We start from the raw sequence: 26,843 nt of genomic DNA on the forward strand, positions 1-26,843 counted from the left end.
CTGAAACAATTATATTTTGCGTATGGAAGCAACATGGATCTGGACCAGATGGCATATCGGTGCCCAAAGGCGGAGGTGGTAGAAACCGTCCGCCTGGAGGGGTATCGGCTGACCTTTGCAGGTGCCGGAAGCGGTCTTGCCACCATCTTCCCGGAAGAGGGGAGCCATGTGGACGGCGTCCTCTGGTCACTGACCGGGGACTGCGAAAAGAGCCTGGATCTTTATGAAGGCTATCCTGATTTTTACGACAAGCAGGAGATCATTGTCAAGAACAAAGGTGGAAGAGAAATCAAAGCCATTGTCTATATCATGACAAAAGATTACATGCAGAACTTTAATCCGCCCGGACAGTCTTACCTGACCGGAATCTTAAAGGGCAGCAGGCAGAACCACATCCCAACGGGACCAATCCTGAAAGCAGCCAGAAAACCACCTGTGCCGGGACAGACGCAGAAAAGCCAGCCAAAGCAACAGAGGAAAGCCGGACAGGAACGATGAAAATCGTGAAAAAACTTTTTCAAACGGTATGCCTTGCAGCACTTTTCTTTAGTGCCGGATTCCTGATTTACCACATGGTATATCTCCCGATGGAGAATAAAAAGCTGGTGGCAGAGCTGAAAGGGAATTTCCCGGAGCCGGAAGCTCCGGGAGCCTCAGGCTCTGAGAAGAAAGAACAACCAGCTGGAAGAAAATGCCCGGTGGCTGCGGTAGACCTTGTTTCTCTTCGGGAACAATACCCGGATGTGCAGGGATGGCTGACCATACCGGACACTGGAATCGATTACCCGGTGCTTCAATCCGAACAGGAGAACGGGGAGTTTTACCTGAAGCGGAATTACAAAAAGGAATATGACATCAACGGAAGCCTTTTTTTACAGGTAGACTGCAAAGTGTCTGAAAGCAGGAATCTCATCATTTACGGCCACAACATGAACAGTGGGGCGATGTTCGGAAACCTGGACTTATATGCAGGGGAAAATTATTATAACACCCATCGTTTTGCTTATCTTCAGACAGAGGACGGCATTCAGGAATACCGAATCGTCACGGTGCTGAAAGCAGACCGGGATCTGTTCCCGTTCCAGCAGAAACTCCCAGATGCGGCGGCAGTGCAGGCGTACTTAAAAGCAGCCAAGCAGAGAGAAGTGTTCGAAACAGGGGATGATTACCTGAAGGGTATATACGATCAGGTTTTAACGCTCGTCACATGTTCGTATGAATGGAGCGGTGCCAGGAACATCGTCCTGTCGGTGCCGGTTTCCGGGGCAGTGTGGAGCCAAAAGTGTTCGTAAGTACCCAAAAAGTGCAGAAAATGAGACAAATGATGACCGCACGGGCAAGGATGTGTTCAAAACAGGGGAGTATATTAAGGGTATATGCCAGGTGTATTCAGGTGGGAAATGTGTTCAAAAGTGGAAACTTTGGCCAATACTTTACGGAATATCAGCGAATGCTCTGACGAAAAGTGTCTGAAAGCCCCCGAAAAGTGCAGAAAATGAGACAAATGATGACCGCACGGGCTGGGAAATGTTCAAAACAGGGGGATTATGTAATGGTGTGTATTGGTAGTATTCAGGTAGAAAAAAGTGTCTAAAAGTACCCGAAAAGTGCGGAATGTGAGACAGCTCATAACCCAGATCCGGCAGGAAGTGTTCCCAAAAGGAGTGCTCTCTGCTGGATCTATTTACTTATACGAGCTTTGACTCGTTGGAAAGGATGGTAATAATTATGAAACGATTTTATACAGCAGAATCCGTAACGGAAGGGCATCCGGATAAGCTCTGCGACCTGATCGCAGACAGCATTCTGGATGCGTGTCTGAAAGAGGACGAAAATTCCAAGGTGGCCTGCGAGGTGCTGGCAACCAAAGGGAACATCATCGTGGCAGGAGAGATCACCAGCCGATTTGAGCCACAGGTGTTTGAAATCGTCAAAAAAGTACTGGAAAGTGCAGGCTATGACGCAGACGGAATCCACATGGATGCCCTCATCCACAAGCAGAGTCCTGATATTGCAGCGGCGGTGGAACGATCCAGAGAACGCAGGGCAGGGACTGTTTCTGTTCAGAGCGGACTTGCCAATGGAACTGGGAATCAGGGAATCATAGTGGGATACGCCTGCGATGAGACGCCGCAGTTCATGCCGATGCCAGTAGTTTTGGCAAACCGCATCGTGAGGGAACTGTCTGCAAGCCGCAGAAGCGGTTATATCATGGGAATCCTGCCAGACGGAAAAGCACAGGTGACCGTGGAATATGAGGATGACAGACCTGTCCGTCTGGATACGGTCGTTGTGTCCTGTCAGCATGAAAAGGAAAAATCCCTTCGGAAGCTGGAGCATGAGATCCAGGAGAAAGTGTTACGCCCGGCTCTTCGGATGCTGCCGCCGGATGAGGATACCAAGATCCTGATTAATCCATCCGGCAGATTTGTGTGCGGAGGTCTGGATGCAGACACCGGCCTGACCGGAAGGAAGCTGATGGTGGATACCTACGGCGGTTTGGTTCCGCATGGCGGCGGTGCATTTTCCGGGAAGGACTGTTCCAAAGTTGATCGTTCCGGGGCATACATGGCACGTTACATCGCCAAAAACATGGTGGCTGCTGGACTTGCCAGCCGATGCCAGGTGTCTCTTGCCTACGCCATCGGGGTTGCCCAGCCAGTTATGGTACAAGTAGATACCTTTGGAACCGGGAAAATCTGTGCGGATGACTGCCTCGCCGCAGCGATCCCTCTGGTGTTCGGGCTTACCCCAAGCCAGATCTGTGACACCCTGCACCTGAAGCGGCCGATCTACCGACAGAGTGCCGTGTTCGGGCATTTTGGAAGAAAGGAATTCCCGTGGGAGAAAACGAATCAGGTAGAAAAACTCCGGGATACTGTGATGTAATGCCGTGGATTCCGGAAGAAGAGATCAAACGGGCAAGGGAGATCACCGCCATTGAGTACCTGAAGAAATATCAGCCGAACCGCCTGAAAAAATCTTCTGCCAGGAACGAATGGGAGCTGACGGACCACGACAGCTTCAAGATCAACGAGCTTACCAGTCAGTGGCACTGGAAATCCAGAGATATCGGGGGAACCAGTGCCTTAAATTTCCTGGTTCATGTAGATGGGTGTTCCTTTCTGGAGGCGGTACAGATGCTGAAAGATGAGTATCCAACCTACATTCCTCCGCCTGTGGAGGCAAAGCCCAAGAAGCCGTTTGTCCTGCCACCGGCCAGCCCGGACTGCCGCAGGGTGTTTCGATACTTGAAGGAGCGCGGGATCAGCGGCGAGATTTTACAGCGGTGTGTTCATCTGGGAATCTTATATGAAAGCCTGCCCTACCACAATGCTGTGTTCGTAGGACGGGACGAAAATCAGGTGGCAAGATATGCTTTCCTGCGTGGGATTTACGATGCCAGTGGAAAGGCTTTTAAGATGGAACAGACCGGAAGTGAAAAGGCATACGCTTTTTGTGTTCCGGCAGAAGAGGGCTGCAGACGGGTTGCCGTTTATGAAGCCTGTGTGGATGTGCTGGCTCACATGACACTGGAACAGGGAAGCCGGGATAAGTACCGTCTGGAGCTTGGCGGGATCAGCGCACCAAAAGAAGGGCAGAGCCAGCGGAGCATGAAAAAGCCGCAGGCATTGGAACATTTTTTGTCCCAGCACCCGGAGATCACCGAGATTGAAGTGTGTACCGACAATGACTTTGCCGGACGCTGGGCGTGTGAACATATCCGAAAAGCCTATGAAGGTAGCTATCAGATCATCGAAAACCTGCCGGAAATCGAAGGAGCAGACTGGGCAGATATGGCAAAGATGGCTGCCCGGACACCAGAGAAACGGCAGAGCAAGGAAGTGAGGTGATACCTATGAAAGACAAAATAGAAGTGGAAATATTGTCCCCTGTTATGGCAAGTTTTATCCCGGAACGCTCGGACAGTGTTGACTGGGAAGATGCAGACCCACTGGAAGGAAACGAGCTGGTGCCATACCAGGAAGCCATCGCAGAAAAGATTGACGAGGTTAACCGACTTGGTTCACCGGATGACACTCCCTGTAATCTAATGGATTATTTTTACGGAAGCGACAGTGTCCGGGAAAAAGTAGAACGCATTACGATGGGGGTAAAGGCACAGGATGATGTTTTATACGGATGTGCCAGCCTGACGCTTCGCAAACCGTTGACATCAAGAGAATATGCCGAGGTGGAAAGGTATCTGCGGGGCCAGTACAGCGATGGCTGGGGAGAGGGCATGGAGCAGAAGGAGATCAAAGTAAAAGGCGGCGAATTATATCTGCATTTTTATGTTGGTGCAGGCTCGGATTTTCTGATTCAGATGAAAGTACCGGAAAACGGTGTGCTGGAAAAGCAGCCGGAACAAAAGCCGTCCCGTCCAGAGCTTAAGCTCTTAGGGCATGACGGAAATATTTTCTCAATCCTTGGGGATGCATCAAGGCTGCTTAGACGAGCCGGAATGTCCGAACAGGCCAACGAGATGGCAGACCGTGTCCATAAGAGCGGCAATTACTATGAAGCACTGGGGATCATCAGCGAATATGTGGAAACCGAACTGTCGGACCATCGTGAACGGTCCAGAACGCCGAGAAAAGAAACACCGAAAAAAGAGGATACCTGCCGATGAGCAGTTCCATAAAGAAAAGCACTTCCAGAGAAATTTGGAAAATAAGCGACCGAAAGGATGATGCCTATGGGAAATACCCTGAAACTTGAAGATCTTTTAAAACCGGACTGCCTGCCGGATGAGTCTGCCGGAGGGGAGAACTGGCGTATCCTGCATGGGGATACCTTAAAGCTGGTCAAAGGATTCCAGCCGGGGATCTTTGATGCAGTTGTGACTGATCCGCCCTATGCGTCCGGTGGAACCAAGCAGAATGAACGCAACCGTACCACCAACCAGAAGTACAGCAGTATGAAAGCGGAAAACGCCCTGCCGGATTTTGATGGGGATAATAAGGACCAGCGTTCCTGGACCCACTGGATGGCAGAATGGCTGTACGATGTGCGGAAAGCCTGTAAGAGAGGGGCTCCGATCTGCCTCTTTATTGACTGGAGACAGTACCCGTCTATCACCGATGCCCTTCAGTGGGCAGGCTGGATCTGGCGAGGAACCGCAGTCTGGGACAAAGGAAACTCCCGTCCGCAGAAAGGCAGGTTCCGCCAGCAGGCAGAATATATTGTCTGGGGAAGCAACGGCCCGATGCCGATCAACCGCCCGGTGTCCTGCCTTCCGGGTGTGTTCCGTTATGGGAATCTCCAAAACCGTATCCATGTGACAGAAAAGCCACTCCAGCTGATGAAGGATGTCATCCAGATCTGTGAGCCGGGCGGCCTGATCTTGGATCCGTTTGCCGGAGCTGGTACTACCATCCTTGCGGCGGCAGAGTCTGGCTATCAGGCAGTCGGTATTGAGGTAACGGATGCGTATTATAAGCTGGGAAGCGACCGTGTCCGCATCGCACTGGAAGCAATGGAAGAAGCAGAAAACGAAGAACCACAGTAACCGGATGTCTGCCAGACATCTGAAAAAAGAAGAAAAGAATCCAGATGTCCACAAGACATCCACAGAGCCGGAATGCTTTGTGGGTGTTTCTTTTTGGAAAAATGCCGGACAGAGGAAACATGTCCGGTCAGGAAAGGAGATGGTCGTATTGGAACAGGCACTTGCTTATGTCTGCTGTTCTGCAGAAGAGGGAAAGACCAAAGTGCAGCGGTACTGCCGGAAGATCTATGAACTGGGATATGTGCCAATCTGCCCGCAGTACAGCTTTTCCCCATTCCTTGATGATGGGGACGCAGAGGATATGCAGGCCATGCGTAGAATGTCCCATCAGATCTTAAGACGGTGCAGGATGGTGGTCGTCTGCGGAAAAGAGACCACCGGGACGATGAACACGGAGATCAGCATGGCTGACAGACTCCATATCATCTGCACCACACTGGATGGGTTAAGCAAAATCAAAGAAAACGAATGATTCAGAAAAACGACAGGCTCAGAGGGGACGGAACCGGATGCGACTGGTTTTGCAAGCATAGCGTTTGGATATCCAAACGCACTTTGGGGAGAACCCCAATCCCCCATACCGAGCCGTAAACAGACGAAAGGAGAACGAAAAAATGTTAGGATTTATACTTGGCACAATGACCGGAGGGGCAATGGGCGTTTTTGCAATGTGTCTTTTCATAGCTGGAAAGCGTGAGGATGAGGCACTGGAACGGTGCCGGATGAAACCAAAGGAGATTATCGACCACGGTGTGTGCATCTGTTTTGTAAACAGCCAGGGAGAGGAACTGTTCCGTCTGGCAGACGGGGAAAGCCTTGTGCAGAATGCCCCAAACGGAGAGCGGAACGTATCCACCTGCCACTATCTGGATGCCGATTCTGCTATAATCGATGGGAAAAAATGGAACCTCCTGGAATTCGCAAAAGAGATGGAAAAGAGAGGGATCATGTTCGCCCCGATGGAGCTGTGCCAGGTATCGGAAAGGGGGTGAGGCCCATATGAAGAAAAAGATCATTGCTGCAGCGGTAGCCATCGGCGTCCTGGCAGGTTTCCTGATCTTGAAAAATCGTGAAATGTAATGACGCAACCAATAACCCGTTGGAAAGCAGGTGAAGAGATGAGAAAAAGAAACCATATGATACCAGTCCGCCTCAATGCAAAAGAGCTGCGTTTTCTGGAAGAACAGGTAGAAAAAAGCGGCCTGTCCCGTGAGGAATACATCCGTTTCATTGTCATGGGCGGCGAAGTCCGGGCAAGACCCTGTGAGCATCATACGGAGCTTTTGCGGAAAATATCCGGTCTGTGCAACAACGCCAACCAGCTTGCCCATGTAGCCAACGGCTGTGGGATGGCCGGGGAAGAGAGCATCCGGGAAATGCTCCGCATGACGAAAGAGACATGGAGGCTGGTCAAAGAGGAATGGTAGCCGATGGCATACACCAGTATCATCCCGGTCAGCCGTCTGGACAATTCCATCACTTACATCCGAAACAAAGATAAGACCACAAAGAAAGGGCAGAGTGCCGGCTCTCTGGAAGAAGCCATCGATTACGCCATGAACCGGGATAAGACGGAGCGTTCCGTTTTTGAGGATGCCATCGGCTGTGTCTGTGAGACTGCCTATCAAGATATGGTAGTTACAAAGAAACGATACCACAAGATGGACGGAGTACAGGGATACCATCTGGTGCAGAGCTTTGCAAAGGGGGAAGTCACCCCGGAGCTGGCCCACCAGATCGGCATGGAGCTGGCAAAAAGGCTCCTGCAGGGAAAATACGAAGCAGTCATCACCACCCATCTGAATACGGAGCATTACCACAACCACATCGTGTTTAATTCCGTGAGCATGGAAGATGGGAAAAAGTACCACAGCAACAGCAGGAGTTACTATGAGGATGTGCGGAAAGCTTCGGATGCCTTATGCCTGAAATACGGCTTATCTGTCATCGAACCGAAAAACGGCAAAGGGAAATCCTATGCACAGTGGATGGCAGAACAGGACGGAAAGCCGACCTGGAGAACCTCGATCCGTCTGGACATCCGGGATGCTGTGGCAGAGAGCTTCACATGGAAACAGTTTCTGGAACAGATGAAGCAGAGGGGATACCAGTGGAAGCTGAACCGGAAGTACATTGCATTAAAAGCACCGGGGATGGAACGGTATATCCGTCTGCGGAGCCTTGGGAAGCATTACTCGGAAGAGAGCATCCGGCAGTGGATCTTGCAGCCCAAGAGCAGGATACCTGCTGGAAAAGAAGGAGATTCCAGATTCCCGAAAAAGAAGTTAAAAGGGATACAGGCCCTGTACTATTCCTATCTGTACCAGATGGGTGCACTAAAGCAGAAGCCGAAAAGGATCTCCCCGGTGCTCCGGGCAGACATCCGAAAACTGGATGCCAGGATCGAGCAGATGGAATTTCTACAGAAGCATCAGATTACTAGCCGTGAAGAGCTACTCGCCTACCGCACATCGTTGGAAGAGAGGGTACAGGCACTCACGAAAGAGCGGAAGCGGCTCTACCGGAGCGAACCGGACAGTGTCAGGATAGGTCAGATCACCGAAGAACTGAAGCCGCTTCGAAAGGATATCCGCATTTGTATCCGGATCGAACAGCAGTCCCAGGAGATGGAAGAAAAGATGCGTCTGGCAGAGCAGATCCAGAGACAGGAAGAAGAACAGACGGAGAAAAACAGAAAACCGAGAACAGAAAGCAGGTGAACAACATGAATTATGGAGGCGATGCGGCGGACCAGATCGTCCGGTATTCCCTAGACGGCGTGGACCACGGGCTCAGGCTTTCGGGTACGCTGGCAAAGCATCTGGCGGTATTTGTTGCCGCCGTATTAAAAGACCAGAAGAAAACGAGGGGCAAGACCAGAATGGTGCGGATGTTAAAGGAGAACAAGCCATTGAAGTTCTTCACTGTGCCATCTGACCGCCTGCGTGAATTCTGCAGTGAGGGCAGGAAACGAGGACTGCTCTATGTGATCATCCGGGATAAAAAGAACCCGGAGATGAGCGAGGTCATGGTCTTTGCCGATGATGCAGCCAAAGTCAACCGTGTCATGGATAAGATGAACCTTGATTTTGTAAGGAGCGAAGTCGGGGAAGCTGTCCATGAGGTAACCGCCGGAATGGAAGCACCGGAAACCGAAGCAGTACAGGAAACTGTGCAGATGCCGGAGGGCGAGGTGCAGTTTGAAATCAGCGATCTGGACGAAGCATTCCAGGTCGGTGACATGGACTTTTCTGAAGAGGAAAAGAACCAGAATCATCCCGAAAAGGAGTTTTCCGAACCGGAAAATTTTATCCCGGTGCAGGAAGAGGGGGAAGAGAATCTGTCCGGCTCTTCCTTGCACAGCAGAAATATTTCTACCGGGCAGGAAAAAGGGACTGATGCAGGGCAGAGGGAACAGGAGCGTCCCAGTGTCCGCCGGGAGCTGGAGAACATCAAACGGGAGAAAGCAGAGGAATCCCAGAAGCGGAGCCGGGAAAAGAACCGTGGACCAAGGAAAACGCAGAAGAAAGCAAGAAAGAAACGAAAGGTGAAAGCGAGGTAGGAGATGGACCTGACAAAATTTTTAGGGCAGGACTCGCAGGAGCAGTCCGCCCAGCGGTTATCGAAAGAAGAATATGCCGCACAGAAAAAGCAGGAGAGGGAAGAAATCTGGGGTATGATCGATGGAAAGGCACAGGAGGTCTTCCAGAATGGGGACTCCTTAAAAGGATTCCTTGATTTTATGGGACAGTGCAAGCCGCAGAGGACAGACAACCTGTTCCTGCTTTATGCACAGAATCCGGAGATCCGGCAGGTCAAGACCTTTGAAAAATGGAAGGAAGAAGGCAAGGTAGTCAAGACCGGAAGCAAGGGATACAACTTCATTGTCGGACAGGAATATGAAAAGGACGGTGTCATCCAGCAGGGGTACTCCATCCAGAAAGCCTATGACATCAGCCAGATCCGTACCAAGCAGCCGGAAGAGGCAGAGCCAAAGCCGATGGACCAGCTGATGGAAGCACTGCTGACCGACAGCGAGGTACGGATTCAGATCGCAGACAATCTGCCGGATAAGGTACAGGCACAGTACATCCCGAACAAGCGGACGATCTATGTCCGAAATGGCATGAGCGAAAATGCAACGTTCCATTCCATCAGCCGGGAGTTGGCCTGTGCATCCCTTGACCATCACGATGGAAGCTACAGCCGGGCAGGGGTATCGGCACAGGCCTATTGTGCGGCGTATGTGACAGCACAGAAATACGGCGTGGATGTCTCCGGTTTTTCCTTTGACAAGGTATGCCAGATGCAGGCATTCGGACAGAAAGATCCGAAAGAACTCCGCTCCTTTATCCAGGATGTAAAGAGTGCAGCCTATTCCATTGGCAAGCAGGTAGACCGCAACCTTGGCAAAAGCGAGCAGGAATTTATGACCGATGAATTTGCCATCCCGGAGGAAAAAACGGAGAAACCTGCCAAGAGTAAAAAGTCTCCGGAACGCTGATAAAAAGGGGCTTTTCCGGCTCTTTTGCAGTAGCTTTCCGGGAGGAAGTGTGGTATGTTGTGGTTGAGAAAAAAGAGGAAATAAGGAGGCTCGCCTATGACAAGAATGCGATATGTAAAGATGGACCGGATCATGAACCACATGCTGATCCATGCACTCCGGGAAGTGTTCCGGCAGGAAAAAGAACAGGGGCTTCCGGTGGATACCACACGGGATCTGGTTCTGAAGCTGGCAGAGCAGGAAGAGGGAAAGCTCTACCTGACAGAAGCCGAACACAGCAAATCCGTGGAAGCCTTAAACCAGCTCCGGGACACATACCTGAAAAACGGACGCTATTCCGATGGGATCGACAGCGTCCTGTTAAAGATCATGAAATCCAGATACCGCCCATACCGTGGAAGGGGAAGATGAAGAAAGGATGTGGTACAAATATACAGAAATATGACACAAGAAAGAATAGAAGCCATGCGGAGAAGATATCCGCCGGGAACCGAGGTCACGCTTAACAGCATGGAGGGGGAGAGCCACATGCCACCCGGCTTAAAAGGTAAGGTGGATATGGTAGACGATGCAGGGCAGATCCACGTAAACTGGGAGAATGGAAGCAGCCTTGCCCTCGTTCCGGGAGTGGACAGCTTCCACATTACGGACCTGCCAAGAGCAGAGAGGCCCAAACAGCAGCCATCCCGGTAACAAACAGCCGGAAGTCAGACTGGATGATTTGGCTTGCCGGACTGCCTGTCATCTGGTGGGTAGCAATCCTGCTTGCGGATGCCATCCAGCCGGGCAGGAATCTTTTCGAGCTGATGGAGGTTCTCACAGAAAAGCTGAACCATCCCTTCCAGTTTCATTATACGGAATATACCATCAAGTCGATGCTGGTCTGCACGTTACTTTACGCAGCTGGGATCGGCATTTTTTATTCCAGTCAGAAGAACTACCGCAGAGGGGAAGAACATGGCTCTGCCAGATGGGGCGATGCCCGGCAGATCTGTAAGAAATATAGCCAGAAGCCGTACTCCCAGAACATCCTGCTGACACAAAACTTCCGCATTAGCCTTGACACCCACAAGCACCGCAGATGTCTCAACATTCTCGTAGTGGGAGGCTCCGGTGCAGGAAAATCCAGAGGCTTTGCCCTGCCAAACATCATGCAGTGCTGCTGTTCGATGGTCATCACCGATCCGAAAGCCGAGCTGCTCCGAAAGACAGGCGGTCTGCTGGAAAAGCAAGGATATGAGGTGCGTGTCTTTGACCTCATCAATCCCGACACATCTTTTTGCTACAATCCATTCGAGTATGTCCACGATGACAAAGACGTGCTCCGTCTTATTTCCAATCTGATACAAAACACCACACCCAAAGGTTCCCAGTCCTCTGATCCCTTCTGGGAGAAGAGCGAAACCGCACTGCTTCAGGCACTGATGCTGTATCTGCTCCACGAAGCTCCGCCGGAAGAACAGAACTTCGCCATGATCATGGAGATGTTAGGCTCGGCACAGGTAAAAGAAGAGGACGAGGACTACGAGTCCCCTCTGGACATTTTGTTTGACCGTCTGGAGATGCGGGACCCGGACAGCATTGCCGTCAAGCAGTATCACATTTACAAGCAGGCAGCAGGAAAGACCGCCAAGTCCATCCTGATCAGTGTAGGTGTCCGGCTGGCAGCCTTCAATCTGCCGCAGATCGCCAAGCTGACCAATACTGATGAACTGGATCTTTCCAGCATGGGAGAAAGAAAAGTTGCGCTTTTCTGCTGTATCCCGGATGCAGACACCTCTTTGAATTATCTGGTAGGCATGATCTACAGCCAGCTTTTCCAGACGCTTTATTACATGGCAGACCGTGTGCATGGCGGTGCCCTCCCGGTTCCGGTCAACTGCATCATGGATGAGTTTCCAAACGTATCCCTGCCAAATGAGTTTGAGAAGATCCTGGCAACCTGCCGTTCCCGTTCCATTTACTGCAGCATCATCATCCAGAACATGAGCCAGCTAAAGGCTCTGTTCAAGGACTCCTGGGAAAGTCTGGTGGGCAACTGCGATGAGTTTTTGTACCTGGGCGGCAATGAAAAAGAGACACACAAATATGTATCAGAATTACTGGGGAAAGAAACCATAGACACCAACACCTACGGGCAGACCAAAGGAAAATCCGGCAGCTACTCCACCAACTTCCAGCAGAGCGGAAGGGAGCTGTTACAGCCGGATGAAGTCCGTATGCTGGATAACCAGAATGCACTTCTGTTTATCCGCGGGGAGCGGCCCATACTGGATGCCAAGTATGACCTGATGAAGCATCCCAACATCCGGTATACCGAGGACGGAGGTGCCGGCCCGTTCAATTATGCGAAAGCACCGCTGGCGCATGACGATTTTACATTTGACGAAACAAGATATGACGATTACGAACTGCTTCTGGATGAGGACATCATCGGGGAGCTTTTTTGATGGGAGGAATGCCAATGAATTTACTGAAAAATAAGAAACACACAGAAATCAGGAAAGAGACCGCACCGCTGAAGATGAAGAGAGGGCAGAAGAAACTGTTTGCTCTGTATGCAGTTACGGTACTGTCGATCTGCATTGGGGCGACCTGCGTTTATGCCGCAGGCGATCCGCTGACCGTAGTCAATAACCTGTCCACGTTTATCTTTTCCCTGATCCGCGCCATTGGCCTGATCCTGCTGGGATTTGGTATCGTGCAGGTCGGTCTGTCCTTAAAGAGCCACGATCCAAGCCAGAGGGCAAACGGATTTCTGACACTGGCAGGCGGTATCATCATTACCTTTGCAAAAGAGATCCTGGACCTGATCATGGGATAGGAGAAGAGTCCAGAAGGGGAGCCATGCGAAATGCCGGCTCCCTGCTCACTTTTGAGGATGGGAGGTGAAACTGTTTGAGTGATAACTGGATCGTACAGAATCTAAATTCTGCCTTGCAGACCTGGAGCGACAAGCTGGCTGAAATCTGGACACTGCTGACGCAAAGCCCGGAGAATTTCAAGGGCGGGGCAATCTGGAGCGTGATGACGAACATCAACGGTGGACTGAAAGCCATCGGGTACGGCCTGCTGGTTCTGTTCTTTGCGGCAGGGCTGGTAAAAACCTGTGGGAGCTTCACGGATATGAAAAAGCCGGAACACGTAGTGAAAGCCTTTATCCGTTTTGCACTGGCACAGGGAGCCGTTATGTCCGGCATGGAGCTTCTGACTGCGATCTTTTCCATTGTGCAGGGCATCGTGACAAACATCATGTCCCACTCCGGGATGGCAGGGGGAAACGTAACGGAACTGCCCTCGGAGATCGTGGACAAGATCGAAGCGGTCGGGATGCTGGAATCCATCCCTTTGTGGATCGTAACCCTGTTAGGCAGTCTGCTAATTACCGTGCTTTCCTTTGTAATGATCCTGACCGTATATGGAAGAATGTTCAAGCTGTACATGTACACGGCCATCGCACCGATTCCGCTGGCAACCTTTGCCGGGGAGCCAACCCAGTCTGTAGGAAAGAACTTTATCCGTTCCTATGCCGGAGTATGTTTGGAAGGAGCCATCATCGCACTGGCCTGCATCATCTTTTCGGTATTTGCGGCAAGTCCGCCGGCCATCGGGGACACCAGCCTGTCCGCCGTGACCATTGTCTGGAATTATGTCGGGGAACTGGTCTTTAACCTGCTTGTACTTGTCGGGGCAGTCAAGGCATCCGACCGGATCGTAAAAGAAATTATGGGATTATAGGAGGCAAGAAAATGGAAGAACCAAAGAAATTAGTCTATGACAGTGGAGCGCAGCCGGAGGAAGTATTCTTACGGGTCAGCGGTTACCTGGACAGGAACCGTCTGTATGTCGGGATCTACCAGACAGAGTATGGCTACCCGGAACTTTTTTCCGACCTTACGGTGAACCTGCACCATGCTCCGCTGAACGGTGTGAACGAAGCCTATATCGACCACAATTTCAGCAAAGAGCATCTGCGTTTTATTCGGAAATACAAGCTGGGCAGGGTATTGCCGGAGACCGTAGCTTCCGGTTACTGCACTTTTCAGAAGGTCGCCTTTGACCTGAAAAAACTGGCAGAATATGATCCGCAGGGAACCAGAGAATTTATGGAAAGCCACGGCATCCAGATTGCGGATGCACCAAAACAGAAACCAAAGAACAAATCACAGAGAGAAAGGTAGAAAACAACATGGAAGTGAAAATGAATAAAGAAATCCGAGACTATCAGGAGTCAATGTTCTGGGGCTTAAGTTTCCGGCAGTGCCTATTTTCGGTACTGGCGATTCTGGCAGCCCTTGGTATTTATTTCCTCACCCGGAAGTATGCCGGGGAACAGGTAACCGGATGGCTGTGCGTGCTTGGGGCGGCTCCCTTTGCAGCCTGCGGCTTTTTCCGTTACCACGGCATGACGGCAGAACAGTTCGCATGGGCAGTCATCAAATCCGAACTGCTGTACCCGAAACGGCTGGTATTCAAATCAGAGAACCTGTACTTTTCCTGCATGGAAGAGAGCCTGCGGCTGGGTGAAAAGATGATGGGAAACGGAGCGGAGCTTCTGGAGAAGAAACGGACGAAACAGAAGAAACCAAAGAAGCCAAAGAAGCCAAAGAAGCCAGGAGGAAGGGGTGATGCCTTTGATTAAAACCCTGAGTCAGACACTGAAACAGGACAAAGAAAAATTCAAAGTACCGAGGTCTGTCCAGCAGGCGATCCCGATCCGCAAGATCTGGCCGGACGGTATTTTTCAGGTGGAGAGCAAGTATTCCCGGACATTCCGGTTTACGGATATCAACTATTCCATTGCCAGCAAAGCGGATAAGACAGAGATGTTCCTGGACTACTCCGAACTTTTAAATGCACTGGATTCCGGCTGTACGGCGAAGATTACCCTGAACAACCGTAAGATCAACAAGGAAGAGTTTGAGCAGTCCCTGCTGATTCCAATGAAAGGAGATGGACTGGACGAGTACCGGAAAGAGTATAACGATATGCTCCTTTCCAAGATTTCCGGTACTAACAACAGCATTTACCAGGAACGCTATCTGACCGTCAGCGTCCACAAGAAGAACATCGATGAAGCCAGGACATACTTCGCCCGTGTGGGAACGGATATCATCACCCATCTGGCCAAGCTGTCCTCCATCGGGGAAGAGCTGGATGCAGAACAGAGGCTCCAGATCTTCCGGGACTTTTTCAAGGCAGACGTTCCGCAGAGCTTTCCGTTTGACATGAAAGCCTTTGCGAAAAAGGGACACAGCTTCAAGGACTGGATCTGCCCGGACACGATGGAGTTCCACAACGACCATTTCAAGCTGGGCGAGCAGTACGGCAGAGTCCTTTTTATGGAAGATTACGCCAGCTATGTGAAAGACGAGATGATCTCCGAACTGTGCAGCCTTGGCAGGAATCTGATGCTGTCTATTGACATCATCCCGGTACCAACAGATGAAGCAGTGCGTGAGATCCAGAACCGACTGCTGGGCGTAGAGACCAACGTAACGAACTGGCAGAGACGCCAGAATGCAAACAATAATTTTTCCGCCGTGGTTCCCTATGATATGGAGCTTCAGAGAAAAGAAACCAAGGAGATGCTGGACGACTTGACTACCAGGGACCAGAGGATGATGTTCGGTATCCTGACAATGGTACATATGGCAGAAAGCGAGAAACAACTGGATTCTGATACGGAAACCCTGTATTCCATTGCAAGAAAACACCTCTGCCAGATGGCAACCCTGAAATGGCAACAGGTCGATGGACTGAATACCGTCCTGCCGTATGGTCTGCGGAAGATTGATGCGGTGCGTACCCTTACCACAGAGTCCACTGCCGTCTTGATTCCGTTCCATACACAGGAGATCATGCAGTCGGGCGGCATTTATTATGGGCAGAATGCAGTCAGCAAAAATATGCTGGTGGCAGACCGAAGAAAGCTGTTAAATGGAAACTCGTTCCGACTGGGAGTCAGTGGTTCAGGAAAGAGCTTTTCGGCAAAAGAAGAGATCGTAGACCTTGCCCTATCCACAGAAGATGACATCCTTATCCTTGATCCGGAGTCCGAGTTTGCTTCTCTGGTGGAAGCCTTAAACGGAGAGGTCATCCGGATCTCGGCAACCTCCGATACCCATCTGAATGCACTGGACATGGATTCCGCCTATGGCAATGACCGCAACCCTCTGATTGAAAAGTCCGAATTTATCCTGTCCCTGTTTGAGCAGCTCGTAGGAGCCGGGAACCTTTCGGCAAAGGAGAAATCCATTCTCGACCGTTGCACCGCAGATGTGTACCGGGATTATATGAGGGGCGGTTACAAAGGGCAGGTGCCGACCTTAAAGGATCTGTACCGACAGCTCATGCTCCAGCCGGAGGAAGAAGCCAGAGGGCTGGCATTGTCTTCGGAACTGTTTATCAATGGAAGTCTGAACACCTTTGCCCAGGAAACCAATGTTAATACGAAGAGCCGTATCATCGACTATGACATCCGGGAGCTGGGCGAACAGCTCATGCCCCTTGGAATGCTGGTCACACTGGATTCCATTTTTAACCGTGTGATTCAGAACTGGAAGAAAGGAAAAACGACATGGATCTTTGCGGATGAGTTTTATCTGCTGTTCCGCTATGAATACAGTGCAGACTTTTTCTACCGCCTGTACAAGCGTATCCGTAAGTATTCGGGATTTGTGACCGGGCTTACACAGAACGTGGAGGAACTTCTGAAATCCGATACCGCCCGCCTGATGCTGGCAAACAGTGAGTTCCTGATCCTTTTGAATCAGGCAACCACCGACCGGGACGAGCTTGCAGCACTTCTGAATATCTCGGACAACCAGTTATCCTACATCACCAATGTGGGTGCCGGCCACGGCCTGATCCGCTGCTCCGGGAATCTGGTACCGTTTGAAAATTCGTTCCCAAGAAATACAAAGCTGTACCGTCTGATGACGACCAAGCCGGGCGAAGCGTAAGAGCAGTACAGACCGGGACTGGAGGTGAGAGATGAAGGATATTAAAACCAAAGAAGTCACAACAAAACCAAAGACTAAAAATCCTGCCTCCAGAATCCCGAAGGAGCTGATGCGGACGGCCATACTGGAGAGCAGGGAAAAGTCCCAGACCATCGCAAATGCCAGGGATAATGACATGGGGGAACAGTCCCCATCCGAGTATGCCAGTGGAAAAGTCGCATCCGCAGAGGAATGGGTTGCCAGAAAGACTGGCAGAACTGTAACCAGAGCCGGAAAGACAGCTGCACAGACTTCCTACGAGAAGATCAAACTGAGAGCCGCTGGCAGAAAAGAAGCGGAGAAAGAAGTTGTCAGAGGAACAGGGGACACACAGGCTCCCGATCCGGTCAGTCGGGAAGCACCGAAGCAAAAGAACCGGGAACAGGGGGCATCCCGTGTGAAGGTCAAGGAACGGGAAAACCAGGAAGTCCAGATTCAGAAAGCCAAGCGGCAAAAGGCGGTTTCAGATGCCGTCAAAACGAAAGAACAGAAGATCCGGGCAGCCAGGGAGACAGCAAGAATCCAGAATGGGCAGGAAATGCTGGAAGGTGGATCGCTTTCCATCAAAAGACAAAACCAGAAAAGCAAGGCCGGAGATATCGCAAGGCAGAATGCCATTCGCCAGAAACAGCCGGAAACCATCCGGATCAAGGAAAAGCCACGGAAACAGTTGGAGCCGAAGACCATACAGCGGCGTACTATTAAGACCGCCCCTCCATCTGCGAAGATCAGCATCCAGCCAGAGCAGAAGCTCCGTGTAGCCAGTTCTAATGCCCTGACAGCCCGGATGCAGAAGCAGATGGAACGAAGGGCAGCGAAACAGGCGGCGAAGAAAGCAGCCTTGCAGACTTCTGATGGAATCCGCCGGATACAGAAAACGGCAAGGGCAGGGGAGAATACCTTCAAGGCAGCTAGGGCCGCTGTGGAAGCGGCAGCGAAAACCGTACAGTCCATGATGGCTGCACTGGGAGCTGCCGGAGCAGTGATCGTTCTTCTATTGGTTATCATAGTCGGAATCATAGGAGGTGCGGCATTCTCTGGAAGCTCAGAGAGTAATGAATCACTCAGCCAGGAAGTCCTTTCCTACACATCAACCATCCAGAAATACGCCAATCAGTATGGAATCCCCGAATACGTCTCGGTGATACAGGCGATTATGATGCAGGAATCCGGCGGCCGGGGGACAGATCCCATGCAGAGCAGTGAGTGCCCATACAACACCCGGTACTCCAACAGCCCCAATGCCATCCAGGATGCAGACTACTCCATACAGGTGGGAATCCAATATTATGCGGACTGCCTAAGAGAAGCCGGATGCACCAGCCCCCAGGATATGGACAAGCTGAAGCTGTCCCTGCAAGGATATAACTACGGCAACGGATACATAACGTGGGCAATTCGGAAATATGGCGGCTACAGTGCAGAAAACGCCCTGCAGTTTTCCAATGAGCAGGCGGCTTCGCATGGCTGGAGTGCCTATGGAGATCCAGAATACGTCCCTCACGTCCTGCGGTATTATTCCAGCGGCGGATTGTTTGCCGGCCTGTTTGGAGGCAACGGCCAGATCGTATCGGTAGCACTTACCCAGCTTGGAAACCAGGGAGGCCAGAAGTTCTGGTCGTGGTATGGATTTGACAGCCATGTGGCATGGTGTGCCTGCTTTGCCAGCTGGTGTGGGGATCAGGCAGGACTGATCGAGAGCGGTAAGATGCCGAAGTTCTCCCTGTGTGATGACGGAATCGCATGGTTCCAGAGCAAGGGGAAATGGAAGAGTCGGGGATACTCGCCAGCACCCGGAACCCTAATCTTTTTTGACTGGAACGGAGACGGAACCTCAGACCATGTAGGAATCGTGGAGAAAACCGAGGGCAGTACCGTATACACCGTAGAGGGAAACTCCAGCGATGCCGTGAACCAGAGAAGTTATGATATCAATAACGGAACAATCATGGGATATGGCATACTTTGAAAATTAATATGTTGACTCTTAGAGAGTAGTCAATAGTTTAGATTACCTTGACTAAAAAACAAATATAAAGTATTATGTGATTAGCTTTAACTAACTAGAAAAGGAGGGCGCACAATGACAAACCAATATATGACGAAGCTGTATCACGATCTGCTCTCCAACTCTCCGCAGACAGTGACAATAGATATTCCGGCTGATATGGGAACAGGTCAGATTTCGCAAGTTGTTACAAAGCAAGGAGCTGTTGTATCAGACTGGAAAATGAACTATTTTTCAGATATGAATGTGCAGGGTGTAAGCTGCGAAGATTATATTCAACTTTTATTCTGCTTCAATGATGGCGTATCGTGGAATATTGCAGATGCACGTCAAAGTGTCAGCATCCAGAAAGGCGAATCCTGCATTTATCGGGGACATGGTAAAATGGAATATTTGTGTTATTCTGGGAAGAAAGATTTCCTTTTTAAGAATATAAAAATTCCCATGCCATATTTTCACAAAATTTTGAATGACTACTTTGAAGATAGTGAAATAAACGCTTATGAAAAGAAATTACTGACAGGGATTTCAAAAGTGAGCGTTACCCCGTATATGGAGCACATTTTTGCGGAGGTAAAAGATTTTACGCAATACCGAGGTGGTTTAGGGTATCTATTCTTGGAAAGTAAAGTTTTTGAATTGCTGTCTGTATATTTAAGTGAAGTATTGGAACTCAGTATTCTTTCATCGAACCATATTAGCATTTCCAAAAGTGACAGGGATTCGATTACCGAAGCAAAAAGGATTATTGACAGTCAGCTTGCTTTTGCACCAAGCTGTGAGGAATTGGCGAAAAAGGTAAATATCAGTGTTTCTAAACTGACGAAAGGATTTAATTCTTTATTTGGAACATCGGTTCACGCATATATTATAGATCAAAGACTGGAAAAGGCTGCGGGGCTTCTTTTGGAAAGTGACTTGAACGTAAGTCAGATCGCGATGCTGGTTGGATATTCAAAACCAAGCAACTTTGCGGCTGCGTTCAAAAAGAAATATGGGGTAATACCCAAGAATTATAAAGATGAAAATACGATTGGCTAAACCTAAAAATACCGATTTTGGGTAGAATGAAATTGAGTTTGGGTTGGATGTAACGACGAAAATTGGTACAATTTGCGATGTGGTTAGAGAAGATTAACCACATCGCATTTTTTATTTTCCAAATAAAGGGAGGAGGAATAAGTATTATGAAACAAAAGTTAAATGCGAAAGATTTTATTCTCATCGGTGTTTTAACGGCCCTTATGTGGATTATTTGCATGATTATCAGCACCATTATGAGCGTGGCTGGCCCGGTAACAAATGTATTTTACCCATCCGTTGTTGCAATCCCGAATGGTATCGTTATGATGCTTCTACTGGCTAAGGTACCGAAGAAAGGCGTGTTTACTATTTGCGCCGCAATTCAGGCTATCCTGTTTCTGCTGGTGGGCGCTTTCTGGTTCATTCCTATCGGACTGGTAATTGGTGGTATCATTTGCGATTTTCTGGTTATGAGCCGGAATGAAATTACAATGAAGTCCATGATGGCAGCTTATGCACTGTTCAGTGCTATTTTTGCTTTTAGTGCTATCTGCCCTATCAAATTTCTTCAAAGCGCATTTGTCGGAGCAATGGAGAAAAATAATATTGCCCCGGAGTACATTCAGGGAATGTTGAACATTACTTCCGTTCCCATGCTGGTAGTCATTGTTGCTGGCGGATTGGTAGGCGGTCTGATTGGCGGCCTTATCGGTCAGAAAGCATTGAAAAAACACTTTATCAAAGCTGGACTTGTTTCAGTAAAATAACAGGATCAGCCCCCTGAAACTTTATCCGGCAATACAGGCAAGCGGGCTGCCTGACTTCAGAGCGTGGGGCTGAGAACGGTCCTGCGCTTTGATTTTTATAGGGAGATAATTTCAATGGAAGAAGCACAAATTAAACAAATAATTGAGCGTCAGCCTCTACATGGCTCTGCGCTCCTCGACCCACGCTGCAAGATACTTCTTTTGGTCTGCATTGGTTTTGTCAGTTATTTTCTGGCCGGAGAAGTTGTCAGTCTCGCGCTCATGCTGGTTTATGGGCTGTTTATTGCCTTGGGTAACGGTGGAAAATGGGCTGTCAAAATGATAGTGATCTATATTATTGTTGCTTATCTCAATGCCCTGCTCCGTTATGTCCAAGTTCCGGTTTTAAGTGTGATTATGAGCGTGTTCGGCGTGACGGTCTTAAAATTGATTCCTATCATGATGATGGGACTTTGGATATTGCGAACTACATACATGGATGATTTAATGGTGGCACTTCAACGGATGCGGCTGCCCCAGGCAGTCACAATCCCCCTTGTTGTTATGTTCCGCTATATCCCTACTTTACGGATTGAATATCGACAAATCCGAAGCACGATGGATATTCGCGGTATCAGCGATACCGTATGGAAACGAGTATCCCATCCGTTAGCAACCATAGAATACATTTTGATACCTCTGCTAATGCGGTGCTTGAAAGTTACTGATGAACTGGCTGCATCCGGCACAACACGCGGTCTGGAGTTGGAATGCAAACGATATGCGTTGCGGCCAATCCGTTTTTCGTGGCGGGAAATTGTGGTATCGCTGTTGGGTATCCTCTTTTTGGTCGGGTTGCTGCTTATTGACCAGACTAAAATCGGGGAAATCATTTTATGGAGGGTGTGACGATGATCTCATTTCAGAATTTTAGCTTTCGTTATGAAGAAAGCAAAGACTTTACCCTCCGTGGCATTGATATGACCGTACAGACAGGAGAATTTATTCTTTTGACTGGGCGAAGCGGCTGCGGCAAAACAACCCTGATCCGCTCGCTTAATGGTCTGATTCCGCACTTTTATCCCGGAGAAATCCAAGGCGATCTACTTATGGATGGCCATTCGCTGCTGGAAATGAAGCCGTCTGAATTGGCAGGACAGGTTGGAACGGTATTCCAAGATCCACGTTCTCAGTTCTTTATGACGGATACCACGCGAGAATTGGCTTTCGGCTGCGAAAACCTCGGACTGTCCCGCGAGGAAACGATTGACCGTATTGCAAAAGCAGCGAAAGAGTTGGAATTGGTAGATTACTTAAACAGAAGTATCTTTGCTTTATCCAGCGGGGAAAAACAACAGATCGCAATCGGTTCTGTCTATGCGCTGGGGCCAAAAGTATATATTTTTGATGAACCATCGGCCAATCTGGACTATGCCGCTACCAAACGGCTGGCAGAAATTATGGGAAAACTGAAACACGCTGGATACACCATTTTTGTGGTAGAGCATCGTTTTTATTATTTGCGCGATCTGATTGACCGAGCCTTTCTGATTCAGAATGGAAAAATTGAGCATGAGTTTACAAGGGAACAGTTTTGCTCTCTGCCTGAAGAAACACGAATTTCTTATGGCCTGCGGACAGCATACCCGGAACGCGATGCAGAACATTATCAGGAAAAGCCGCACACAAAGGATGAGACACATCGGCTGAATGTTCACAATTTAGGCTTTGCCTACAAGAAGGGGCCGGATATTTTTCAAAATGTCAGCTTTGAAGCTCATGCAGGAGATGTGATCGGTATTCTGGGCCATAACGGAGCTGGAAAAACAACCCTCTTATCTATTTTAACGGGTCTGCTAAAGCAGCAGCGCGGCGAGGTCTGCTTTGACGGAAAAAAACTTACACCACGCCAGCGGCGGTCACTTTCCTATCTTGTCATGCAAGATACGGATTATCAGCTTTTTGCCAGCAGTGTGGAGGAAGAACTATCCCTTGGTATGAAGGATGATTGCAAAGAAAAAGTGGATGAAACGCTGAAAGCACTGGAACTATCAGATTACCGTGAACGGCATCCGGCATCCCTTTCAGGTGGTCAAAAGCAACGGGTTACTATCGGTGCGGCAATCGTAAAGGGCAGCCCGGTAATCTACTTTGACGAGCCTACCAGTGGTTTGGACTATGATTCTATGGTGCGTGTCAGCAAACTGATCGAACAGCTTTCAAGCTCTGGCGTGATCGTGTTTGTGGTGTCCCACGATTTTGAGTTTATTGTCCGTACCTGTACGGAGGTGGTTCAGTTGGATGATGACGGGGCTATTCAAAATCAAAGGCTTTCACCAGAAATTTTGAAAACGCTGTCCGAAAAATATTTTACCTGATAGGAGGTTGGAATTATGTTTCAAAAAGTATTTGAGTATGCAGGGCCTCATAAGAAGGGGCTTTATGCAGCAACGGCCATCGTGCTGGTCAGCGTCCTGATGGGTGTCTTGCCCTTTGTGCTGGCTTATCAGGTGATCGCGCCGCTGGTCATGGGTGAATCTATTGAAGCATCCTTTATCATTTTGCGCGTGGTTCTTGTCTTGGTGTGTCTGGTGCTGCAAGCCCTTTTCTATGGCTGGGGGCTGAATCTTTCTCACAAAGCCGCTTACGACACGCTGCTCCGTCTGCGGACGGCACTTCAAAAACGGTTTGAAAAGCTGCCCCTCGGTGTCATTCAGGATAAAGGCACCGGCACAGTCAAAAAGCTGTTCGTGGATGATGTAGACAGTCTGGAAGTTTTGCTGGCTCACTCCATGCCGGAGGGAATTGCAAACCTGATGATCCCTATTGCGGTTTATGTGGCAATGTTCTTTGTGGATTGGAAACTGGCGCTTCTGTCGCTGGCATCCATTCCGATCAGTCTGATTGCCATGATGACGATGTATTCCGTTGGCATGAAGAAAATGGGGCCTTACTACATGGCCGGACAAAAGATGAACAATACCATTATTGAGTACATTAACGGTATGGAAGTTGTCAAGGTATTCAATAAGGACGCAGATTCCTACGAGCGGTTCCGCAAAGATGTATCAGATTATCGGGACTATACTCTGGCGTGGTACAAGGCGGCGTGGCCGTGGATGGCAATTTACAGCAGTCTGCTTCCATGCACCATTATTCTGACTTTGCCTGTTGGTGCATGGTTCGTTCTCTCTGGCTGGTCTACTCTGCCTAATTTGATCTTGGTACTGTGTCTTTCTTTAAGTATTGGTATGCCGCTGCTGAAATCTCTCGGTTTCCTGCCTACCATGCCCCAGCTTAACTATAAAATTTCTGCATTGGAGCAGGTGTTGGATGCGCCGGAGCTCCAGCAGACAGAAGATGCGTTCCACGGGAAAGATGACACCATTACTTATGACCATGTTTCTTTCGCTTATCAGACCACACAGCCCGGCCCGGATGGAAAGCCTGTTGTAATTGAGGATGAAGTTCTCCATGACATTTCCTTTACGGCAAAAGCTGGACAGAAAACAGCCCTTGTTGGTGAATCTGGCTCCGGCAAGAGTACATTAGCGAAACTGCTGATTCACTATTATGACCCACAGAAAGGCAGTATTTCCATCGGTGGGCAGAAACTATGCGATATGAGTCTTGAAGCACTCAACAGCCGTATCTCCTATGTGGCACAGGATCAATACCTGTTCAATACCTCTCTGCTCGAAAACATTCGGCTTGGTCGGCTGAACGCAACGGATGAAGAAGTGGTGGAGGCCGCAAAGAAAGCTCAGTGTATGGAGTTCCTTGAGACACTTCCGCAGGGTATTCATTCGATGGCTGGTGATGCAGGAAAAATGCTCTCCGGCGGTCAGCGCCAGCGTATTTCTCTGGCAAGGGCAATCTTAAAGGATGCTCCTATTGTGGTGCTTGACGAGGCAACTGCCTATGCCGATCCTGAAAACGAAGAAAAGATGGAGGCCGCTATTGCAGAGCTTGTAAAAGGTAAGACCCTTGTGGTTATTGCACACAAATTACCAGCCATTATGAACGCAGACCAAATTTGTGTTATGGATCACGGAAAACTGGTTGCAACGGGCAGACATCAAGAGCTGATCCAGTCCTGCCCTGAATATCAAAAGTTGTGGAAAGCGGCACAAGACAGCGCCGAGTGGAAAGTACACACTGCAAAGGAGGGAAAATAAATGTTTGCTTTGTTTTCAAGAATATTGAAACTTTCCGGCCGTTATAAGAGCCGTATTCAGGGCGCATTTGTTTGTGCGTTTCTGGAATCCATTCTGTCCAAAATGCCGATTTTTCTGGCCTTTGTGGTTTTGAGTGGATTTGCAAACAAGACCATTACCGGGCAGACTTGCCTTTATGTGGGACTTGGCCTTGCCGCTATTGTGCTGGTTCAGATGCTCGTCCATTATCTTAGCGACAGCCTGCAAAGTGCAGCGGGATATTTGATGTTCGCTGACAAGCGTATCGAATTGGGCGGCCATCTTCGGAAACTTCCGATGGGATATTTCACTTCCGGCAATATTGGCAAGATCAGTTCTGTCCTCAGTACCGACATGGTGTTCATTGAAGAAGTCGCTATGAGTACGCTGGGAAACATGATGAGCTATCTGCTGTCCTCGCTGGTTTTGCTGGCGTTCATGTTTTATCTGAATTGGCAGCTTGGCTTGATCGCTGCGATAGTTACTATTTTGGCATGGCTGGTATCTAAGGGAATGAACAAAGTTTCCCTACGAGAAGCAGCAGGCCGTCAGGAGCAGAGTGAACGGCTGACCGATGCGGTGCTGTCTTTTGTGGAGGGCATTGGTGTTATTAAGAGCTATAACCTGCTTGGAGAAAAATCCGAAGAACTGTCCGGCAATTTCAAGCGTTCCAGAAATACATCGCTTGACTTTGAACGAAAAATGACCCCATGGACAATGGGGCTGAATATCCTTTACGGTATTGGTATTGCGGCAATTTTCGGCCTGTCTATTGTGTTGGAACAGAGCGGTGCGCTTTCTTTGGCTTATGTGTTGGGTGTTCTGCTATTTGTATTTGATCTTTTTGACCCGTTGAAGGCTCTCTATGGAGAAGCATCCAGACTAACCGTTATGAACGCTGCCCTTAATCGTATTGAAGCGGTATTGGATGAACCGGAACTTTCCGACAACGGCAAGCAGCATATTCCGGCTCAGGCACAGCCGGGACAGCCGGAAGTCCTGTTCAACGATGTTACATTTGCTTATCAGGATAAAGAGGTTCTGCATCATATCAGTTTTGCCATGAAGAAAAATTCTATGACAGCGCTGGTTGGACCGTCCGGTAGCGGTAAGTCCACCATTGCAAACTTGCTGGCGCGACTTTGGGATGTAAAATCCGGCAATGTGACGATAAGGGGCGTGGATATTCGCAATGTACCTCTGTCGGAATTGATGGATCAGATCAGCATGGTATTCCAGCGCGTGTATCTGTTTCAGGACACCATTTACAACAATATCATCATGGGAAAGCCGGATGCCACGGAAGAAGAAGTTTATGAGGCGGCCAGAAAAGCCCGCTGCTATGATTTCATTATGGCTTTGCCCGACGGATTCCAGACGGTGGTTGGTGAGGGCGGTGCAACACTTTCCGGCGGCGAAAAACAGCGTATTTCGATTGCCCGCTGTATTCTGAAAGACGCGCCTATTGTCATTTTGGATGAAGCTACCGCAAGTGTAGATACGGACAATGAAAGCTATATTCAGGAGGCTATTTCCGAATTGGTGAAGGGAAAGACCCTGCTTGTAATCGCTCACCGCCTAAATACCATCCAGAACGCCGATCAGATTTTAGTTATAGACAACGGCCAGATTGCACAGCAAGGAACCCATGAGGAACTTTTGAAACAGCCTGGTATCTATCAGGATTTTGTCAATATCCGAAAGAGTGCGGCTGGCTGGAGTCTTGCTTAATGACGAAAGGAGCTGCCTATGAAACTTCATACTGCCGGAGAGGATTATTTGGAGGCCGTGCTTATACTTCAAAAGAAGCTCGGTATGGTGCGTTCCGTGGATGTTGCCCGGTACATGGA

At 49.4% G+C, this 26,843-nt stretch carries 27 protein-coding genes and 1 pseudogene; all 28 read left to right on the forward strand.

What is annotated here, in order from left to right; translation table 11 throughout:
• Positions 1-498, forward strand: a complete 498-nt coding sequence (locus tag NE638_RS13075; protein ID WP_256137214.1) for a gamma-glutamylcyclotransferase family protein — start codon at positions 1-3, stop codon at positions 496-498.
• Positions 495-1,292, forward strand: coding sequence for a class B sortase (locus NE638_RS13080; protein WP_173746342.1), 798 nt, complete (start codon positions 495-497; stop codon positions 1,290-1,292). Before NE638_RS13075 ends, NE638_RS13080 begins: the two co-directional genes overlap by 4 nt.
• 436 nt (positions 1,293-1,728) lie before the next feature.
• Positions 1,729-2,889, forward strand: a complete 1,161-nt coding sequence (gene metK / locus NE638_RS13085) for a methionine adenosyltransferase (RefSeq protein ID WP_173746344.1) — start codon at positions 1,729-1,731, stop codon at positions 2,887-2,889.
• Positions 2,889-3,854, forward strand: coding sequence for a DUF3991 domain-containing protein (locus NE638_RS13090; protein ID WP_173746368.1), 966 nt, complete (start codon positions 2,889-2,891; stop codon positions 3,852-3,854). Before metK ends, NE638_RS13090 begins: the two co-directional genes overlap by 1 nt.
• Positions 3,855-3,859: 5 nt before the next feature.
• Entirely contained in the window at positions 3,860-4,633 is a 774-nt protein-coding gene (locus tag NE638_RS13095; protein ID WP_173746346.1) for a hypothetical protein, read from the forward strand.
• A 66-nt stretch (positions 4,634-4,699) separates the two neighbouring features.
• Entirely contained in the window at positions 4,700-5,512 is an 813-nt protein-coding gene (locus tag NE638_RS13100; protein WP_244094847.1) for a DNA-methyltransferase, read from the forward strand.
• A 4-nt stretch (positions 5,513-5,516) separates the two neighbouring features.
• Positions 5,517-5,984, forward strand: coding sequence for a DUF7768 domain-containing protein (locus tag NE638_RS13105; RefSeq protein WP_330603452.1), 468 nt, complete (start codon positions 5,517-5,519; stop codon positions 5,982-5,984).
• A gap of 142 nt (positions 5,985-6,126) precedes the next feature.
• A complete protein-coding gene (locus NE638_RS13110) occupies positions 6,127-6,504 on the forward strand; it encodes a DUF3789 domain-containing protein (protein WP_173746350.1) in 378 nt (125 codons plus the stop codon).
• Between the two features lie 126 nt (positions 6,505-6,630).
• Entirely contained in the window at positions 6,631-6,939 is a 309-nt protein-coding gene (locus tag NE638_RS13115; RefSeq protein WP_173746352.1) for a plasmid mobilization protein, read from the forward strand.
• A 3-nt stretch (positions 6,940-6,942) separates the two neighbouring features.
• Positions 6,943-8,232, forward strand: a complete 1,290-nt coding sequence (locus tag NE638_RS13120; RefSeq protein WP_173746354.1) for a relaxase/mobilization nuclease domain-containing protein — start codon at positions 6,943-6,945, stop codon at positions 8,230-8,232.
• Positions 8,233-8,237: 5 nt separating this feature from the next.
• Positions 8,238-9,074: a PcfB family protein gene (locus tag NE638_RS13125; RefSeq protein ID WP_008400044.1), complete on the forward strand. Its 837-nt coding sequence runs from the start codon at positions 8,238-8,240 to the stop codon at positions 9,072-9,074.
• Positions 9,075-9,077: 3 nt separating this feature from the next.
• The gene (locus NE638_RS13130) at positions 9,078-10,016 is read left to right on the forward strand and encodes an ArdC-like ssDNA-binding domain-containing protein (RefSeq protein ID WP_008400043.1); all 939 of its coding nucleotides are present in this window, start codon (positions 9,078-9,080) and stop codon (positions 10,014-10,016) included.
• Positions 10,017-10,112: 96 nt separating this feature from the next.
• On the forward strand, positions 10,113-10,427 hold the full coding sequence (locus NE638_RS13135; protein WP_015513376.1) for a hypothetical protein: 315 nt from the start codon (positions 10,113-10,115) through the stop codon (positions 10,425-10,427).
• Positions 10,428-10,457: 30 nt separating this feature from the next.
• A complete protein-coding gene (locus tag NE638_RS13140; protein WP_015513377.1) occupies positions 10,458-10,709 on the forward strand; it encodes a DUF4314 domain-containing protein in 252 nt (83 codons plus the stop codon).
• Positions 10,710-10,732: 23 nt separating this feature from the next.
• The gene (locus NE638_RS13145) at positions 10,733-12,466 is read left to right on the forward strand and encodes a VirD4-like conjugal transfer protein, CD1115 family (RefSeq protein ID WP_158440038.1); all 1,734 of its coding nucleotides are present in this window, start codon (positions 10,733-10,735) and stop codon (positions 12,464-12,466) included.
• On the forward strand, positions 12,466-12,840 hold the full coding sequence (locus tag NE638_RS13150; RefSeq protein WP_006428302.1) for a hypothetical protein: 375 nt from the start codon (positions 12,466-12,468) through the stop codon (positions 12,838-12,840). Before NE638_RS13145 ends, NE638_RS13150 begins: the two co-directional genes overlap by 1 nt.
• A gap of 74 nt (positions 12,841-12,914) precedes the next feature.
• Complete coding sequence (locus NE638_RS13155) at positions 12,915-13,754, forward strand: hypothetical protein (RefSeq protein WP_055056945.1); 840 nt, start codon at positions 12,915-12,917, stop codon at positions 13,752-13,754.
• A gap of 11 nt (positions 13,755-13,765) precedes the next feature.
• On the forward strand, positions 13,766-14,197 hold the full coding sequence (locus NE638_RS13160) for a DUF4313 domain-containing protein (protein WP_055056946.1): 432 nt from the start codon (positions 13,766-13,768) through the stop codon (positions 14,195-14,197).
• An 8-nt stretch (positions 14,198-14,205) separates the two neighbouring features.
• Complete coding sequence (locus NE638_RS13165; RefSeq protein WP_173746356.1) at positions 14,206-14,658, forward strand: PrgI family protein; 453 nt, start codon at positions 14,206-14,208, stop codon at positions 14,656-14,658.
• Entirely contained in the window at positions 14,651-16,981 is a 2,331-nt protein-coding gene (locus NE638_RS13170) for a VirB4-like conjugal transfer ATPase, CD1110 family (protein ID WP_330603455.1), read from the forward strand. The genes NE638_RS13165 and NE638_RS13170 overlap by 8 nt, the downstream gene beginning before the upstream one ends.
• A gap of 31 nt (positions 16,982-17,012) precedes the next feature.
• On the forward strand, positions 17,013-18,989 hold the full coding sequence (locus NE638_RS13175) for a lysozyme family protein (RefSeq protein WP_055056949.1): 1,977 nt from the start codon (positions 17,013-17,015) through the stop codon (positions 18,987-18,989).
• Positions 18,990-19,103: 114 nt separating this feature from the next.
• Positions 19,104-20,069: a helix-turn-helix domain-containing protein gene (locus tag NE638_RS13180; protein ID WP_055056950.1), complete on the forward strand. Its 966-nt coding sequence runs from the start codon at positions 19,104-19,106 to the stop codon at positions 20,067-20,069.
• A gap of 146 nt (positions 20,070-20,215) precedes the next feature.
• A complete protein-coding gene (locus tag NE638_RS13185; protein ID WP_173746360.1) occupies positions 20,216-20,818 on the forward strand; it encodes an MptD family putative ECF transporter S component in 603 nt (200 codons plus the stop codon).
• A 114-nt stretch (positions 20,819-20,932) separates the two neighbouring features.
• Entirely contained in the window at positions 20,933-21,706 is a 774-nt protein-coding gene (locus NE638_RS13190; RefSeq protein ID WP_055056952.1) for an energy-coupling factor transporter transmembrane component T family protein, read from the forward strand.
• A gap of 2 nt (positions 21,707-21,708) precedes the next feature.
• A complete protein-coding gene (locus NE638_RS13195; RefSeq protein WP_227094464.1) occupies positions 21,709-23,175 on the forward strand; it encodes an ABC transporter ATP-binding protein in 1,467 nt (488 codons plus the stop codon).
• Positions 23,176-23,190: 15 nt separating this feature from the next.
• A complete protein-coding gene (locus tag NE638_RS13200; RefSeq protein WP_173746362.1) occupies positions 23,191-24,975 on the forward strand; it encodes an ABC transporter ATP-binding protein in 1,785 nt (594 codons plus the stop codon).
• On the forward strand, positions 24,976-26,724 hold the full coding sequence (locus tag NE638_RS13205) for an ABC transporter ATP-binding protein (protein WP_173746364.1): 1,749 nt from the start codon (positions 24,976-24,978) through the stop codon (positions 26,722-26,724). It abuts the gene before it with no gap.
• Between the two features lie 18 nt (positions 26,725-26,742).
• Positions 26,743-26,843 (forward strand): annotated as a pseudogene (locus NE638_RS13210) (metal-dependent transcriptional regulator); the annotation flags it as partial.

Source organism: Blautia sp. MSK.18.38, from assembly GCF_024460535.1.
Lineage (GTDB): Bacteria > Bacillota > Clostridia > Lachnospirales > Lachnospiraceae > Blautia_A > Blautia_A fusiformis.

Excerpts from the sequence above, each read along its gene's own strand:
- NE638_RS13080 (WP_173746342.1), top strand. The coding sequence starts at position 495 with ATGAAAATCGTGAAAAAACTTTTTCAAACGGTATGCCTTGCAGCACTT.
- metK (WP_173746344.1), top strand. The coding sequence starts at position 1,729 with ATGAAACGATTTTATACAGCAGAATCCGTAACGGAAGGGCATCCGGAT.
- NE638_RS13090 (WP_173746368.1), top strand. The coding sequence starts at position 2,889 with ATGCCGTGGATTCCGGAAGAAGAGATCAAACGGGCAAGGGAGATCACC.
- NE638_RS13095 (WP_173746346.1), top strand. The coding sequence starts at position 3,860 with ATGAAAGACAAAATAGAAGTGGAAATATTGTCCCCTGTTATGGCAAGT.
- NE638_RS13100 (WP_244094847.1), top strand. The coding sequence starts at position 4,700 with ATGGGAAATACCCTGAAACTTGAAGATCTTTTAAAACCGGACTGCCTG.
- NE638_RS13105 (WP_330603452.1), top strand. The coding sequence starts at position 5,517 with ATGTCTGCCAGACATCTGAAAAAAGAAGAAAAGAATCCAGATGTCCAC.
- NE638_RS13110 (WP_173746350.1), top strand. The coding sequence starts at position 6,127 with ATGTTAGGATTTATACTTGGCACAATGACCGGAGGGGCAATGGGCGTT.
- NE638_RS13115 (WP_173746352.1), top strand. The coding sequence starts at position 6,631 with ATGAGAAAAAGAAACCATATGATACCAGTCCGCCTCAATGCAAAAGAG.
- NE638_RS13120 (WP_173746354.1), top strand. The coding sequence starts at position 6,943 with ATGGCATACACCAGTATCATCCCGGTCAGCCGTCTGGACAATTCCATC.
- NE638_RS13125 (WP_008400044.1), top strand. The coding sequence starts at position 8,238 with ATGAATTATGGAGGCGATGCGGCGGACCAGATCGTCCGGTATTCCCTA.
- NE638_RS13130 (WP_008400043.1), top strand. The coding sequence starts at position 9,078 with ATGGACCTGACAAAATTTTTAGGGCAGGACTCGCAGGAGCAGTCCGCC.
- NE638_RS13135 (WP_015513376.1), top strand. The coding sequence starts at position 10,113 with ATGACAAGAATGCGATATGTAAAGATGGACCGGATCATGAACCACATG.
- NE638_RS13140 (WP_015513377.1), top strand. The coding sequence starts at position 10,458 with ATGACACAAGAAAGAATAGAAGCCATGCGGAGAAGATATCCGCCGGGA.
- NE638_RS13145 (WP_158440038.1), top strand. The coding sequence starts at position 10,733 with ATGATTTGGCTTGCCGGACTGCCTGTCATCTGGTGGGTAGCAATCCTG.
- NE638_RS13150 (WP_006428302.1), top strand. The coding sequence starts at position 12,466 with ATGGGAGGAATGCCAATGAATTTACTGAAAAATAAGAAACACACAGAA.
- NE638_RS13160 (WP_055056946.1), top strand. The coding sequence starts at position 13,766 with ATGGAAGAACCAAAGAAATTAGTCTATGACAGTGGAGCGCAGCCGGAG.
- NE638_RS13165 (WP_173746356.1), top strand. The coding sequence starts at position 14,206 with ATGGAAGTGAAAATGAATAAAGAAATCCGAGACTATCAGGAGTCAATG.
- NE638_RS13175 (WP_055056949.1), top strand. The coding sequence starts at position 17,013 with ATGAAGGATATTAAAACCAAAGAAGTCACAACAAAACCAAAGACTAAA.
- NE638_RS13180 (WP_055056950.1), top strand. The coding sequence starts at position 19,104 with ATGACAAACCAATATATGACGAAGCTGTATCACGATCTGCTCTCCAAC.
- NE638_RS13185 (WP_173746360.1), top strand. The coding sequence starts at position 20,216 with ATGAAACAAAAGTTAAATGCGAAAGATTTTATTCTCATCGGTGTTTTA.
- NE638_RS13190 (WP_055056952.1), top strand. The coding sequence starts at position 20,933 with ATGGAAGAAGCACAAATTAAACAAATAATTGAGCGTCAGCCTCTACAT.
- NE638_RS13195 (WP_227094464.1), top strand. The coding sequence starts at position 21,709 with ATGATCTCATTTCAGAATTTTAGCTTTCGTTATGAAGAAAGCAAAGAC.
- NE638_RS13200 (WP_173746362.1), top strand. The coding sequence starts at position 23,191 with ATGTTTCAAAAAGTATTTGAGTATGCAGGGCCTCATAAGAAGGGGCTT.
- NE638_RS13205 (WP_173746364.1), top strand. The coding sequence starts at position 24,976 with ATGTTTGCTTTGTTTTCAAGAATATTGAAACTTTCCGGCCGTTATAAG.